We start from the raw sequence: 14,683 nt of genomic DNA on the forward strand, positions 1-14,683 counted from the left end.
GTCCCTGCACGAACACCGCCTTCACGCTGTCCTTCTGCGCGACCTGATCCTTTGGCAGCGTCACCGCCTCGAACCAGCGGGTCAGCGGAATGCCGGGGGTTTCCATGATCTGCTTGGAATCGAACCGCGACTTCAGGAAGTCATAGTCGACCTCCCAAACCCGCGACCAATGCTTCCAGGCGCCCTCGGCGAGGCCGTAGTAGAACGGCAGCGTCACGATATCGAGCCCGACGTCGGTTGCGCCCTGCACGTTGTCATGACCGCGGAAGATGTTGGCTCCCTTACCCTCGCCGCCGACATTACCGGTCATCAGCAGCAGGATGCAGCTGGCCCGCACGTTGGCGGTGCCGACGGTCTTCTGGGTCTGGCCCATGGCCCAGATCAGCGTGGCCGGCTTTTCGGTGGCAAACATCTTGGCGACGCGCTTGAGCTGCTCGCCGGGAATGCCGGTGACGCGCTCGACTTCTTCCGGATTCCACTTTTCCACTTCCTTGCGGAGATCGTCGAACCCGTAGACCCGCTGCCGGATGAACTCCTTGTCCTCCCAGCCGTTCTGGAGGATGTGCCACATCATGCCGTAAAGCACGGGGATGTCGGTGCCCGGCCGCATCCGCACATATTCCGTCGCGTGCGCGGCGGTGCGCGTCAGGCGCGGGTCGATGACGACGAAGTTGGCCTTTTGCAGTTCCTTGCCCTCGAGCAGGTGCTGCAGCGAGACCGGATGCGCCTCAGCCGGATTGCCGCCCAGGATGACCTGCGTCTTCGCATTGCGGATATCATTGTAGCTGTTGGTCATCGCGCCGTAGCCCCAGGTGTTGGCGACGCCGGTGACGGTGGTCGAATGGCAGATGCGGGCCTGGTGATCGGTGTTGTTGGTTCCCCAGAATGCGCCAAGCTTGCGGAACAGGTAGGCGCCTTCATTGGTCATCTTGGCCGAGCCAAGCCAATAGACGGAATCAGGGCCCGACTTCTCACGTACGGTTTGAAGTTTGTCGCCGATCTCGTTGATTGCGGTATCCCAGGACACGCGGGTCCACTGGCCGCCGACGAGCTTCATCGGGTAGCGCAGCCGTCGCTCGCTGTGCACGAGCTCGCGCACGGATGCGCCCTTGGCACAATGCGAGCCGCGATTGATCGGAGAATCCCAGCTCGGCTCCTGGCCGATCCATACCCCGTTCAGGACCTCGGCCGTCACCGTGCACCCAACCGAGCAATGCGTGCAGATGCTCTTGCGGACGCTCGCACCTGCGGTGAGCGGACCGGCCGTCGCCGCCTCCGCCTTGCGCACGCCGCCGACCGGCAGCGTGCCGAGCGCGGCGAGCGCGCCGCCGGCGAGACCGGATTTGCGCAAGAAGCTGCGGCGGTCGAGACCGCCGCCCTGCCCCGCAAGGGACTCGGCAACGGAACCATGGCGCAGGGAACGGTGGTTTGCTCGCTTGATCAGCACGGTCAACCTCCCTTGGCCGGATAACGATTGACGCGATAGAAGGCCTTGACGTGATCGGTTTCCTTGTAGCGCGCCTTTCGCTTCTCATCGTTGGTTTCGCTGTCAGCCTGCGCGGACCCGACCAGCGGTGTCGCGAGCGTCGCGCCGGCGCCCACCGTGCCGGCGCCGACCTTGCGCAGGAAATCGCGGCGCCCGACTGTGGCTTTCCTCTCTTCACTCATCGCATCTCTCCTGGACCCGCCGGTGCAGGTCAGTTGGCGAACGTGAATGCCTCCGTCTCGATCTCGATAAAGGCGCGACCGAGCGCGCCGACCGCACGATAGAAGACGGCGCTCTCCGCGCCCTCGATGTCGGCGAACAGCCGCCCGATCCAGGGCCCGACGTGCTTGTCGAAGAATGCGCGCTGCGCCTCGAACGACGCAGGGAAGCGGCCTCCCGCGAAACCTGCCATGATCTCGCACAGGACGGCGGCGTGATCTTCCGGCTCCGAATTATTCGCGGCGCGCGCGATACCGGACGCGGCGAGATCGGCGCGCAGGCGCGACAGCGGCCGCTCGTTGAGAAATCCCGTCAAATAGTAGGAGGCATAGGGCAAGAGCTCGCCGCGGCCGAGACCGACGAACAGATCGAAATATTCGCGTTCGGCTTGCGCTGCGACGGCATTGGCGGCGGCCGCCGCCAGCTCAGCATGCGCGCGCCCGAGCGGCGTCGCATCACCGATCAATGCGGCCAGTTGATCGAGCAGCCTTCTTGACGGTGCTGCGGACAAGAGCGTCGCGAGTAGCAGATATTCCTGCGCACGCGCCGCATCGACGGGTTCAATCAGCCCTTCGGACAGAAGCGGCTCGCCGTACAGATCAGGCCGCAAGTCTTTGCGCGATACGCCGGTCGCCGCTTCGACCGCAATCACCCGTTGTGCGGGCACCTGGTTCCAGTTCGAAACGGAGGGTTGGCTGATGCCGATTTTGCGCGCAAGCCCAGCGACGCCGCCAGCGGCGTAAATGGCTCGCTCAAGGCCATCATCACGCACGTGGACCCTCCCATCCAAGTCCCAGGTGCTGATTTTTCTTTTACTACAAAGCGCTAGACGAAGCGTAGTCCTCGCCCAGCGGAGGGTCAATCGCCTCCCATAGTCCGAGGCTATGGCCTTTCGTCGGAGAGCCCTAGCGGGGCAGCGCGCCACCATGCGTGCGGCGGGGAAGCGACAGGTGTTCGCCTTCAGTGCTTTCAGCTTCAGTGCTTTCAGCCGCCGTTAGTTGCGCCGCAGCAGGAACAGGTGCGGGCTCGGAAGGCACGGCTTCTTCGGCGACGATCTCGACATTCGATCTCTCGACCTGGCGCAATTCCCGCGAAGAATCCGTGACTTCAACCGGCGTCTCAGACAGCGTCTCGGCTGACTTGCTGAGGCCGCCGACGATTCTGTCCACGAACGCGGCCAGTTCTGCCTCCGAACAATCCAGCGGACCAAAGCCCGGCATCGCGGTCGGATCGTTGAAGTCCCATGCGCTTTCCGCAAGCCCCACGAAGTCGCGAATGGCGGGATCAGCGCTCCAGGCGCGACGAAGCGCCGCACGCGTCAGCTCCTGCGGAATCCCTTTGCGCAAGAACGCCGTGATGTCGGTCGCTGACGTGATCAAGTCGATCGAAGGCAGGCTCGAGAGGTCGATCTCCGCTTCGTCGTCCTTCGCCGCGGGCGGCAGCGCCGACTGCGTGTCACCGCGCATTGCCGGATCCGATTGCGTCGGGGTCGCCTTTGCCTCCTGCTTGCGACGGGACCAGCGCGCCAGGAACCTATCCTCACTCATTCGTGTCCGCCTTCATGCTGCCGGCGCGCCAGCGCCTCCGGATCGGCCTGCCGCCGCTTGCGTTTGAAGAACTCCCGTTCGACGTGGTGCTCGGCAACGAAGCTTTCAATCTGCTCACGCAGCACGTCCGGCATGGGGACGGCCTCGACCAGATTCGCACCCGCCTCCGTGAACGCCTCGCCTTCCGCAGGATCGGCGGTGGCGACAGCCACCGAATAGGGCCAGGTGCCTTCCGCAGGCGACAACACTATCCAGATGCTCGGACGACCCGTAGCAAGATTGTCGCGATAGCGCGCCGTCTCGGAACTGTAGAGATCGACCGTCGTGCTGCCGGCATAGAACAGCGTCGTCCCACCGCCCTCGTCACGGAGCACCGTCCAGGACTTCGTGTCCGGCCCGTCCGGCAGCACGGCGACAGCGCGCCAGACAAAGTCGGTCCACGGCGAGTCCGCCTTGTACCGCCCGACCACGATACCGACGGGGATGCGCACAAGCGGCAGCGCAGCCGGGCTCATGTCACCCTCTCCAGGCGTTTGATCGGCAGCCCCGTCAGTAAATTCTGCGGCTTCATCCGGAGCTTCTGATCGGAGTTCATCGACAGGAAGAGATAGACCGGCTCGCCCTGGATCTCGTCTGCGGCCGCACTCGGGTCTGCAAACGTCAGGCGGAACAATGAAAGCACGCGGCCGGCGCTGCGGTCGTCGAGTTGCTCGCCATGCCAGAGACGGTCGCCGAGCCTGGTCGCATCGGCGTCGAGCCCGACATACCAGGTGAGCCGCGCATCACGCAGTTCGCGCAGCGGCTCAATAAAGACGTCGATCCCGAGCAGATGGGAGATCCAGCGCGCCATCGCCTGCGCCAACGCCCTCGGCCCGCGTCCGCCCGCAGTGAGATCGAAAGCCATGTCGAAATGGTCGCTTCGATGCCAATAATCGTCGGCGTTGCCCTCGCTCAAGACGTCCAGCTCGGCATCGGTCACGGCCCCCAGCATCGACATCAGCGAGAGCACCGGGGTCGGGCTCTGCCCACCGACGACCTCCTCATCGCCGAGCAGCAAGGCCCGTTCATGCGGCAGGATGCGCTGTGGGCGGAAGAACAGCTCGGCGGCGCGCAGCACGAACGGGTCATCGCAGCCGTCCAGCGCATTGCGCAGGATGACATGCACGAGTTGATTGACGAACAGCGGCGGCAATCCGGTTCCCCCCGACCGGACGGTTGCAAGATAGGCGGCCTCCAGGGTCGGATGCCGCACCAGGAGATCGCGAACGGCAAGCACGAGCCGCCAGTTCTCCCGGGCATCCGCATCGACAATCGCTGCGATCTCGTCCGCACTGACCGCCCGGCGGGGAGCGGCAAGCAGCTCGCGGTGCAGCCGCCGCTCGACCGGGCACGCTTCGTCCGGCGGAATCAGCTCGGGCCGGACGAAATAGACCTTCAGGAACTCGTCGGTGACGCAAAGCCCCCCGCCCGCCTCGCGATCGAGCAGATGGTGGCCACATGCGATCCAGAAATCATTCATCGACGCTGCGGCTCCTGGCTCAGATCGGCAAGCCTGACATTGCTGTCGGGTTCGACATCATCCTCGGCTTCCATGAACGAGAACGCCTTGCTGTGCCCCTGCCCTGGCCGCAGCTGCAGCCTGCGGAACGTCTCGCGGACTTCGCCGTCGCGCACCGAGCGGTGGACGGCGATGAGCGAACTGATCGGATGCGAACAGAGCGACCGCACAAAGGCGACCTCCTCTTCGGCGGCCGTCCGCGCGGCTGCCAGATCCGGCGCGCCGAAACGATCGATGAGTTGCCCGGCGAGGAGCTCGATCAGCGCCCGGCAATCGCCCTCCGTCGCCGGCACAATCTGAGCCAGCGTCGACCAGCCCCAGGATTGCACTCCGAGGAAGCCGCTGCGGAACGCTGCGCGCGCCTTGCCGCTCAACGTCGCCGGATCCTGGTCGCAGAAGCGGAACGCGCCGGAGACGGCCCATTCGCCGGGTTCTGCCGCCGCGTCGAACACGAAGGTGTCGGAGGGATCGAGCGCGATGGTGCGGAGCAGTTTCACAGCCCTGGTCACGTCCTTGGCCCTCCGAGCTCCGGATCGAGCCAGGATGGCTTGGCGAGCGCCTCGACGAGCTCGCTCCGCTCGACCTTGCCGGTACCGACGCGGCGCGTGAGGAGATCGCCGCTCTCGTCGATGCTCAGGACGGTCCGCCGCTCGCGGGGAACCCGGCTGAGATAATCGCGTGCGACGCTGTCAAAGCCATCGACCTGCCAACGATCGATCACCCGCATCAGGTGCCGTGCAAAACTCTCGGTCACCTGCACGGCGCCTGCTTCGCCGAACCCCTCCTCGTCCAGCGCGGACGCGAGCACCTGAACGCCGGGCCCCCGATCGGCCATTGCGACTGTCCGGATCATGGCGCCAAACACCAGCCAGGCGGGCGGCTCATCCTCGCGCGCCGACGATGGCCACCCCATCCRCCCCCCGCCGACCAGCCCGCCGTCGATCTCGACGGAGCCGGGCCAGCCGATCGCAACCGTCTTGTTGGGCGGCGCATAGGCGCGAAGAGCGTCGGTGAGCGCGACCATGCCGGCGTAGAAGGCGCGCCGCGCGGTGCTCAAGAGCTCGCCTGGCTCGAGCACCACGGCGAATTCGGCGAGATCGAACCGCCCGACGCACACCAGCGTGCCGGCGCCGCGCTTGGGTGCAATGCCGCAAGCGTGGGCAAAGGCGTCTCCRCTCTCCCGCAACCGGACCAGCGTGAAGGGCGGCGGCAGTTGGATCGGTTCCACCAGGGAAACGTGGCTGGTTGGGGTCGACCGCAAGGCCGTCCTCCACTTTCCTTTTCTTCCCGATAGTGAAAATCTATACGAGGTGCAGGAATGGCGCGAGTCCGTAAGTCGGCGCCGCACTGGCGGAGGGATTCACCTGGAGCAGCCAGCGAAGACCGTCCTGATCTGCTCGTGTGAAGACACGATGCGCCTCGACACGGCCGCGATCCGGCGTGGGTGCCCCAACTGCGAGATCAGAAGCTTTCGCCATCTCTGCGGCGCGGAGCTCGATCATTTCCGCAACGCGGCAAAGGCGGATGGCCCGCTGACAGTCGCCTGCACGCAGCAGGCTGCGCAATTCACCGATGAGGTCGGCGATCGCCCCGGCGGGATCACCTTCGTCAACATCCGCGAGACGGCGGGCTGGTCGCGCGACGGTGCGAATGCAGGCGCGAAGATGGCGGCGCTGCTCGCGGCGGCGGCAATTCCCGCACCGGACTTTCCGCTGGTTACATTGTCGAGTGACGGCATCATCCTGATCTATGGGCGAGACGAGGCCGCGATCGAAGCCGGGCGGCTGCTCGCAGACCATCTCGATGTCACGGTCATGCTCAAGCAGCCGACCGACGTTACGCCGCCTGCCGCGGCATTGTTTCCGATCGTAAAGGGCACGATCCGCAACGCGCGGGGACATTTTGGTGCCTTCGAGCTCACGATCGACGACTACGCGCAACCCCACCCCTCTTCGCGCGACCGCTTCGTGTTCGGGGCTCCGCGCAACGGGGCGACCTCGCGCTGCGATCTGGTGCTCGACCTCTCAGGCGAGCCACCGCTGTTTCCGGCGCACGACCTGCGGGACGGCTATCTCCGCGCTGATCCGAGAGATCCGGCGGCGGTGCTGCGCGCGGTGCTTGCCGCTCGCGATCTCGTCGGACGTTTCGACAAGCCGAGATATGTCGACTTCACGCCCAGCCTCTGCGCGCATTCGCGCTCGAAGCTGATCGGATGCCATCGCTGTCTAGATCTTTGCCCGACCGGCGCGATTACGCCGGACGGCGACCATGTCGCTGTCAACGCAGACGTCTGCGCAGGTTGTGGGCAATGCGCGGCCGCCTGCCCCACAGGAGCTGCATCCTACGCGCTGCCGCCCGCCGACACCCAGTTGCAGATCCTTCGCGCCCTATTGCTCGCCTATCGCGAAGCTGGCGGCACGCATCCGGTGCTGCTGCTGCATGACGGCCAGCACGGCACGCCGCTGATCGATGCGCTCGCCCGTCACGGCGACGGATTGCCAGCCAACGTGCTTCCCCTCACCGTCAACGAGTTGACGCAGGTCGGCCTGGAGGCCGTTATCGGCGCATTCGCGTATGGCGCGGCGGCCGTCCGGTTTCTCCTGCGCGCCAAGCCGCGACACGACGTGACCGGATTGTTGCAGACGATCGTCACGGCCAAGACCATTCTCGCCGGGCTCGGATTCGAGGGCAGCCGCGTGACCATGATCGAAACCGACGATCCCGACACGCTGGCTGACCAACTGACGGGGATTGGTCCCCTCGCCGGCCTCGATATTCCTGCGACTTTCCGGACGGTCGGCAAGCGCGGCGATCTGCTTCGCTTTGGCCTCAGTGAATTGCATCGCCTCGCGCCCAAGCCGGTCGACGTGATCGCCTTGCCCGAGGGCGCACCGATCGGTGCGATCACTGTTGACGCCGGCGGTTGCACGCTGTGCCTGTCCTGTGTTTCGGTCTGCCCGACCGGCGCGCTTCGCGCCGATCCCGAGCGTCCCGTCCTCAAATTCGTGGAGGACGCCTGCGTGCAGTGCGGTTTGTGCCAAAGCACCTGTCCTGAGAAGGTCATCACGCTCACCCCGCAGATCGACTTCCGGGCAAGACGTGCGCAGGCGCAAGTGATCAAGGAAGAAGAACCGGCCCTGTGTGTCCGCTGCGGCACGCCCTTCGGCGTGAAGAGCACGATCGATCGGATCGCAACGAAGCTCGAGGGCCACCATTGGATGTATCCCACCGGGGACCGCCGGACCGAGGCCTTGCGGATGTGCGCCGATTGTCGCGTCATTGTCATGAGCGAACAGCAGTTCGATCCGATCCAGGACGTTCCGGAACGCGCGCCACCACGGACGACGGATGACTATCTGCGTCAACGCGGGAGCAAGGAATAGCCGCATGCCGCGTTTCATGACGGTTCTTTCGACATGCCTCGTCATCACGAGTCTCGCCGGCGCAGCCGTCGAGGCCGCCGCCCTCACCAAAGTGGATAAGGTCGCGCTCAAACAGGCGATCGTCGCCTGCAAGGCCGAGGCAAAGGGCAAGAAGATCAAGTGGCTGTCACGCCGGACATACGTCAATCAGTGTGTCGTGACGGGGCTCAAGGAACGTCCCAGTATCGACGTGGCTCGCATGCTCAACGAGAAACCGGAGCTAACGAATATTCCCTTGGAGCGATGGCCGGGGTATTAGGGCGTTGACATTGGGATCTCGCCGCCTTCGCTTGAGGACGCGCAACGCGTTGCTGCCAGCTACTTCGACGTCGCACGGGCCAGAAAGTCCGTGAGCGCGCGGCGATCCTCGGCCGAGCCGATCCGCTGCTCCGGCATCTTGGTGCCGGGCGTGTAGGCGTTCGGCCCGATCTCGAACAGTTTTGAGACGGTCTCCGGCGTCCAGACGATATCCATCGCCTTGAGCGCGTCGGTGAAGCGGTAGCCCGGCAGCGAGGCGATCTTCCGGCCGAAGAGTCCCGCAAGCGTCGGCCCGGCTCGCTGTACTTCAGTCTCCGACAATGTATGGCAGGCGACGCAGGCCCTGAACATTTCGGCGCCGTGATCGCCGACATAGGCAGCGAGCGGATCCGCCGGCGTGCCCAGCACGTTCGACCCGATCGCCGCGCCGGTCAGTGCATTCCAGCGCCTGATCTTGCCGTCAGCACCGCCAGTCAGAAGCGTCGCGCCATCGGGCAGGAACGCGACCGASCAGACCGGCGCGCCGAGCCCGGCGAGCGTGCGCATCACGCTGCGCGCCCTGCGATCGACGATCGCAACGGTGCCGTCAATTGCCCCCGTGGCGATCAAGGCACCGTCTTGCGAGATCGCCAGGGCCACGATCGGCCGGGCGCCGGCCACGACCTCGCCATTCTCCTTGCCATCGGCGGTCATCATGCGCAGCTTCCCGTCTGCCGCGCCGGTGACGATTTCGCCATCAGGCGAGATGGCTACGGCATTCAGCGGCGCCGGCATCACAACGATCTCGGGGCTGCCGCCCGACAGGGGCCAGATCCACACCGTCAGATCGTAGCCAACGCTCACCAGCGATTTTCCGTCGGGGGCAAAGGCCACGCCGTTCACGCTTTGCGAGTGACCTTGCAGCACGCGTGTCCCACCGTCGGACAGGGATGAAATCCGCACGGTGTGGTCCCACGAGGCCGACGCGAGCTTCGATGTATCGGGCGAAACGGCGAGTCCGACAATGGGTCCCGTATGACCTTCGATAACCTGGTCTGGTTGCAGCCGGCCCGGCGTCCAGATGGCAATCTGGCCGTCCGCACCAGCCGTTGCCATTCGTCCGTCCCCGAGGAAGGCAGCCGCGTTCACCGCACCGGAATGGAAGCGAAGGACCTGCTCGGCGGACTCGGTTGCCAGGGCCCATCGGATCGCCGCAGTGTCGAAGCTCCCCGACAAAACTGTCTTGCCATCGGCCGAGACGGCGATTGCGCGAACAGGTCCGCCGTGCCCCGCCAACTGCGCCTGCGCGGGCCGCAGCGGGAGAAGCAGCGATGCCGTCAGAACGGCGGTGGCGAGACGCAAGGTCAAATCCATTGGCCGTCGGAGACACTCACAGCGAAGCACCCACCGTGCTATTCTGCCCGGCTTTTGCACCACGGCCAAATGCCATCCCGTGACGTCAGGCGATCGTTCTGCGAATATCTTCCGTGGCGTGTCAGTGGCCGACAGGCCTGTCCTCTGGGCAAAACGCACCCATTTGATCCAGCTCAATGGGGGTAGCTCGCATTCGGTTCCAGGTGCGACAAGCGGCGCCTTGATTGGCGATCGACGTGGTCGCAGTCTTGCGAAGGACGCCTCATGGATCGAGGCTGGACATGCAAGTACACCCGAAAACCTATCTGCAGCTCATCTCGCGGTTGTGGCACTTTCGCGCGTCGCCGCCGCGAAACCGCGATCCCGGCAGCCAGGGCGCGTCGCCACTGCTCGTCTACATCGCCGTCGTGTTAGCGCTACTGCTGGCCGTCCTTGAAGTCGACATCCACAGCGCGCAGCTTCAATCCCTGGGACTGCTCGGCGATCCCATCGGGATCAACCCGATTTTCATGGGTCCTTGAGACACCGCTTGCGACAAGACGGCACTCGCGACCCGACCAGCCGCCTGACGCATCGAGCCGTTCGAAGCCGTCCGGCTCGACCGCTATTGGTCGAGACGCGATGGCAGTATTCTCTCTACTCCTGTGTTCCCCTCGGAAACACAAGCGATCGATCTACAAAATCTTCAACCGGCAGTTTGCTTTGTTGCGCCTGTCTTTGCATCTCCTGCACCGGGGGCATCCCTGCTACCGATGCGCGACTCACCGATAATGGATGCGATCGCTGCATATTCGTCGTGGCCACGAAAACCGCGAGCGCAGCCAGGCCAGAGATCATCAGGAGCTTCATGCGAGAACCTCCGTTGGTTCTGAGAGAGTCGAAGCTCTGAGTAGTGCAAGACTTGAAGTTCCCGTGTGAGATGCCCCACATCTCTCGTTCTCTTGATCATCGCTTGATCATCGCTTGGGCGATGCCCCAGGCAGCATGGGACATCACGCTCGGCGCGATGCGAGCGCGGCGCGCTCGATCAGACAGAATTAGGTAGCGACCTTGCCAATAGTCCGGGCCTGCGGCCGCCGGATGCGGTCGAGCTATCGGCCCGATCGCGCGATCAGGCGACTCAGCCGAGGCGATCATCGATGTAGCGCCTGAGCGCGGACGCGGCATTCAGCATGTGCGCACGCATTCGGCGCGCTGCGGTCTCTCCGTCACCTTCTGCGATCGCCTGCATGATGGCATCATGCTCGTCGCGGGACTTGCGAATGCGATCGCCCTGCCGCAATTGGGTGCGGCGGAAGGCGCTGAGCCGCGAACGCACGTCCTGCGCCTGCTCGGCGAGAAACGAGTTGTGCGTTGCCCGGTAGATGCATTCGTGGAATTCCCGGTTGAACGCGTCATAGGCATCGACGTCGTTCGCCTCGACCATCGCGAGCGAGCCTTCGTGAAGCTCGATCAGGTGGCTGCGTTCGAGCGGGGTCATGCGGTAGGTCGCAAGCCGGACGCACATCGCCTCGACCTCGGCGCTGGTCTCGAACATGTCCATGATGCGCTCCGGCGTCATCCGCGCAACGACGAGGCCGCGGCGGCCGCGCACCTCGACGAGGCCGCTGACCACGAGCTGGCGAAGCGCCTCCCGCACCGGCGTGCGGGAAGCTCCAAAGCGATCGGCAAGCAGCTGCTCTTCCAGGGCGGAACCGGCGACGAGTGCGCCTGAGGCGATCTCGTCAGTGAGCGCGTTGCGGATGCGATCGGAGAGCAGCCCGCCGTCGTCTTCCGCGCCGACTGCGACCTTCAGTACTTCTGCCATTCAGCCTCCCGTGATCGCACGCACCGCGAAGTAAAGGATCGAGGGGGCGACCAGGCACCCGAGCCCGGTGTGAAATGTCGCCGTCAGCGCACCGTAGGGCACCAGACGCCGGTCCGTCGCCGCCAGCCCTCCGGACACGCCGCTGACCGTTCCCATCAAGCCGCCAAACACCATTGCGCTGCGCGGATTGTTGAGGCCGATCATCTTCGCCACGAAGGGCGTTCCGATCATGACGATCACCGCCTTGAATACACCGGTCGCGATCGAGAGCGCAATAACCGGCGAAGATGCGCCGATCGCAGCCCCCGTGACCGGGCCGACGATGTAGGTTACCGCGCCGGCACCGATCGTCGTCATCGAGATGGCATCGGTGTAGCCGAACGCGGCGGCAACGAAGACGCCCAGAATGAACGGGACGACAGTCCCCAGCCCGAGCGCGACCGCACCGATCGCCCCGGCCTTGCGCGCATGAACGACATCGACCTCGAAGGCGGTGGCGACGATGGCGAAGTCGCGCAGCATCGCTCCACCCATCAGGCCGATCCCGGTCAGCGCTGGCAGGTCGGCGACGCCCTTTTCGCCGCCAGTGGCGATGCCGCCGAAAAAGGCCAGCACGAGACCCAGCATGATCGCGATCGCCGAGCCGTGGATGCGTCCGAAGGTGAGGTATTTCGAGATCGCCCCGGAGACCCACATCAGGATCCCGACCGCCGCGAAAGCGGTGAGCAGCGAGTTTGCAGCAAGAATGTGCGATATCATCGTCATCCGATCCTCCCGGACTTGAAGTGGGGCACAGTCGCCTCGAGCGCCTCTCGCGCCTCGATCTCGTCCATGGTCTCGACGCGGCCGCTGAGCCGGCCGATCAGGGCCACCATCGCGAAACACACGGCGACCGCGCCGATCCCCGCGATGACGACGATGGGACCGCCTTTGGCCGCAGCGACGACGTTCTGCTGCGCCGCCATGGCGACAACGATGGGAATGTAGAAGCTGCCCCAGAACTCGACGCCGGTCTTGAGACCGTGGCTGAGCAGGCCGCGCCGCACCAGCCAGAGCCGGGCGGCGATCAGAAACATCATCGCAATGCCGACGCCGCCGACATTGGCCTTAACGCCGAGGGCGATGCCGAGCAGGTCTCCCAGGAAGACCCCCAACAAGGTGCAGATGGAGAGCAGCGCGACGCCGGAAACAGTCACGGGCGCCTCCCCTGAGCGAATGGAGCTCCGGTCACGCGACTTGGGCACTTTGCATGCATTCGCATCATGAATCTCCTCCTGTGTATGCGAATATCCATCGCTTATGAACTTGCGTATACACTAATTGACATTCAAGCGCAATACGCATACATTCGACGCCAATGAAAGAAATCTCGCATGCCAAGGAGCCGAGATGAGTAATTGGGGTATGCAAAAGGCCGCTCTGGGAGAGCGCCTGACAGCCGGCCGGCGGCACGCGAAGGGGAAGATCGTTCCGCTCCCGAGCTTGCCCGCGTTTCTCGCGGCCGTGATCCGATCAGGCGACCGGGTGTGCCTCGAGGGCGACAATCAGAAGCAGGCCGACCTCCTCGCCGCGGCGCTCGCCAACCTCGACCCCGCTGAGATCAGCGACCTGCACATGGTCCAGTCCGGCGTGGTCCTGCCCGCCCATCTCGACATCTTCGAGAAAGGCATCGCGCGGCGGCTCGACTTCTCCTATTCGGGCCCGCAATCGGCGCGCATTGCGCGCATGCTGTTTGGCCGCAAGATCGAGCTCGGCGCGGTCCATACCTATCTCGAGCTGTTCGCCCGCTACTTCATCGATCTCACGCCGAACGTCGCCCTGATCGCCGCAGTGAGCGCCGACAAGGACGGCAATCTCTACACAGGCCCGAACACCGAAGACACGCCGACCGTCGTCGAGGCGACGAGTTACAAGAACGGCCTCGTCGTGGCGCAGGTCACCGAGATCGTCGACAAGGTGCCGCGCGTCGATATTCCCGGCGACCTCGTGCATTTCGTGGTCGAAGCCGGCCGTCCCTTCTATGTCGAACCGCTCTTCACCCGCGACCCCGCCGCCATCACCGAGACCCAGATCCTGACGGCGATGCTCGCCATCAAGGGCATCTATGCGCCCTATGGCGTGCGCCGGCTCAATCACGGCATCGGCTTCAACACCGCCGCGATCGAGCTGTTGCTGCCGACCTATGGCGAGAAGCTCGGCCTCAAGGGCAAGGTCTGCACGCATTTCGCGCTCAATCCGCATCCGACCCTGATTCCGGCGATCGAATCCGGCTGGGTCGACCAGATCCATTGCTTCGGCTCGGAGGTCGGCATGGAGGACTATGTCGCCGCGCGCTCCGACATCTTCTTCACGGGGCCCGACGGCTCGCTGCGGTCMAACCGCGCCTTCTGCCAGACGGCCGGCCTCTATGCCTGCGACATGTTCATCGGATCGACACTCCAGATCGATCTCGAGGGCCACAGCTCGACGGTGACGACGAGCCGCATCGCGGGGTTCGGCGGCGCGCCCAACATGGGATCCGATCCGCGCGGCCGCCGCCACCCGAGCGAACCCTGGCTCAAGGCCGGTGCCGAGGCAGCGCCCGATGCCGCCCCCGCCCTGCGCCGCGGCCGCAAGCTCGTGGTGCAGATCGGCGAGACCTTCGGCGAGCGCAATGCTCCGCTCTTCGTCGAGCGGCTGGATGCGCTCGAGCTGGCGCGCGAGCTCAAGCTCGATCTCGCGCCGGTGATGGTCTACTCGGACGACGTGACCCACATCGTCACCGAGGAAGGCATCGCCAACCTCCTGATGTGCCGCAGCAAGGACGAGCGCGAGCAGGCGATCCGCGGCGTCGCCGGATACACCGACATCGGGCGCGCGCGCGATGCTAAGCTGGTCGAGCAGCTCAGGCAACGCGGCGTGATCCGGCGTCCCGAGGATCTCGGCATCGATCCGCTCGATGCCGACCGCCGCCTGCTGGCCGCGCGCTCGATCAAGGACCTCATGCTGGCCTCCGGCGGCCTCTACCGTCCGCCCAGCCGCTTCCGCAACTGG

General features: G+C 65.0%; 17 protein-coding genes. 4 read left to right on the plus strand and 13 right to left on the minus strand.

Features of this window, described 5'->3' with window-relative positions:
* The 8 genes from AC1D00_RS06165 to AC1D00_RS06200 form a co-directional block, all read right to left on the minus strand.
* A partial coding sequence (locus AC1D00_RS06165) for a molybdopterin-dependent oxidoreductase (RefSeq protein ID WP_477010052.1) occupies nt 1-1,447 on the minus strand: 1,447 nt, incomplete at its 3' end.
* A 2-nt stretch (nt 1,448-1,449) separates the two neighbouring features.
* Entirely contained in the window at nt 1,450-1,668 is a 219-nt protein-coding gene (locus AC1D00_RS06170) for a twin-arginine translocation signal domain-containing protein (RefSeq protein WP_135174366.1), read from the minus strand.
* Nucleotides 1,669-1,697: 29 nt separating this feature from the next.
* The gene (locus AC1D00_RS06175) at nt 1,698-2,477 is read right to left on the minus strand and encodes a molecular chaperone TorD family protein (protein WP_477010060.1); all 780 of its coding nucleotides are present in this window, start codon (nt 2,475-2,477) and stop codon (nt 1,698-1,700) included.
* A gap of 133 nt (nt 2,478-2,610) precedes the next feature.
* Nucleotides 2,611-3,252: a DUF3306 domain-containing protein gene (locus tag AC1D00_RS06180; RefSeq protein ID WP_477010053.1), complete on the minus strand. Its 642-nt coding sequence runs from the start codon at nt 3,250-3,252 to the stop codon at nt 2,611-2,613.
* Nucleotides 3,249-3,767 carry a DUF3305 domain-containing protein gene (locus tag AC1D00_RS06185; protein ID WP_477010054.1) on the minus strand — a complete coding sequence of 173 codons (519 nt, stop codon included), beginning with the start codon at nt 3,765-3,767 and terminating at the stop codon, nt 3,249-3,251. Before AC1D00_RS06185 ends, AC1D00_RS06180 begins: the two co-directional genes overlap by 4 nt.
* Nucleotides 3,764-4,771: a DUF6352 family protein gene (locus AC1D00_RS06190; protein ID WP_477010055.1), complete on the minus strand. Its 1,008-nt coding sequence runs from the start codon at nt 4,769-4,771 to the stop codon at nt 3,764-3,766. Before AC1D00_RS06190 ends, AC1D00_RS06185 begins: the two co-directional genes overlap by 4 nt.
* On the minus strand, nt 4,768-5,307 hold the full coding sequence (locus AC1D00_RS06195; protein WP_477010061.1) for a DUF6505 family protein: 540 nt from the start codon (nt 5,305-5,307) through the stop codon (nt 4,768-4,770). The genes AC1D00_RS06190 and AC1D00_RS06195 overlap by 4 nt, the downstream gene beginning before the upstream one ends.
* 8 nt (nt 5,308-5,315) lie before the next feature.
* A complete protein-coding gene (locus tag AC1D00_RS06200) occupies nt 5,316-6,071 on the minus strand; it encodes a biotin/lipoate--protein ligase family protein (protein ID WP_477010056.1) in 756 nt (251 codons plus the stop codon).
* A 151-nt stretch (nt 6,072-6,222) separates the two neighbouring features.
* Between AC1D00_RS06200 and AC1D00_RS06205 the strand changes: the two genes are divergently transcribed.
* Complete coding sequence (locus AC1D00_RS06205; RefSeq protein ID WP_477010057.1) at nt 6,223-8,193, plus strand: 4Fe-4S binding protein; 1,971 nt, start codon at nt 6,223-6,225, stop codon at nt 8,191-8,193.
* Between the two features lie 4 nt (nt 8,194-8,197).
* Nucleotides 8,198-8,491, plus strand: coding sequence for a hypothetical protein (locus tag AC1D00_RS06210; RefSeq protein WP_477010058.1), 294 nt, complete (start codon nt 8,198-8,200; stop codon nt 8,489-8,491).
* Between the two features lie 59 nt (nt 8,492-8,550).
* On the opposite strand, the gene AC1D00_RS06215 is transcribed toward AC1D00_RS06210, so the two are convergent.
* Nucleotides 8,551-9,843: a c-type cytochrome gene (locus tag AC1D00_RS06215; protein WP_477010062.1), complete on the minus strand. Its 1,293-nt coding sequence runs from the start codon at nt 9,841-9,843 to the stop codon at nt 8,551-8,553.
* Nucleotides 9,844-10,124: 281 nt separating this feature from the next.
* On the opposite strand from AC1D00_RS06215, the gene AC1D00_RS06220 reads away from it, so the two are divergent.
* On the plus strand, nt 10,125-10,364 hold the full coding sequence (locus AC1D00_RS06220) for a hypothetical protein (RefSeq protein ID WP_135174359.1): 240 nt from the start codon (nt 10,125-10,127) through the stop codon (nt 10,362-10,364).
* Between the two features lie 115 nt (nt 10,365-10,479).
* Here AC1D00_RS06220 and AC1D00_RS06225 read toward each other — a convergent pair whose 3' ends face one another.
* The 4 genes from AC1D00_RS06225 to madL form a co-directional block, all read right to left on the minus strand.
* On the minus strand, nt 10,480-10,692 hold the full coding sequence (locus AC1D00_RS06225) for a hypothetical protein (RefSeq protein ID WP_477010059.1): 213 nt from the start codon (nt 10,690-10,692) through the stop codon (nt 10,480-10,482).
* 271 nt (nt 10,693-10,963) lie between these two features.
* Nucleotides 10,964-11,650 carry a GntR family transcriptional regulator gene (locus AC1D00_RS06230; RefSeq protein WP_135174358.1) on the minus strand — a complete coding sequence of 229 codons (687 nt, stop codon included), beginning with the start codon at nt 11,648-11,650 and terminating at the stop codon, nt 10,964-10,966.
* The gene (gene madM / locus AC1D00_RS06235) at nt 11,651-12,415 is read right to left on the minus strand and encodes a malonate transporter subunit MadM (protein WP_135174357.1); all 765 of its coding nucleotides are present in this window, start codon (nt 12,413-12,415) and stop codon (nt 11,651-11,653) included.
* Nucleotides 12,412-12,846, minus strand: a complete 435-nt coding sequence (gene madL / locus AC1D00_RS06240) for a malonate transporter subunit MadL (RefSeq protein ID WP_027549116.1) — start codon at nt 12,844-12,846, stop codon at nt 12,412-12,414. The genes madM and madL overlap by 4 nt, the downstream gene beginning before the upstream one ends.
* A 193-nt stretch (nt 12,847-13,039) precedes the next feature.
* Here madL and mdcA point away from each other — a divergent pair.
* Nucleotides 13,040-14,683, plus strand: a 1,644-nt coding sequence (gene mdcA / locus AC1D00_RS06245) for a malonate decarboxylase subunit alpha (protein ID WP_027549115.1), incomplete at its 3' end; no start/stop codon positions are given.

Source organism: Bradyrhizobium sp. P2_E8, from assembly GCF_056403875.1.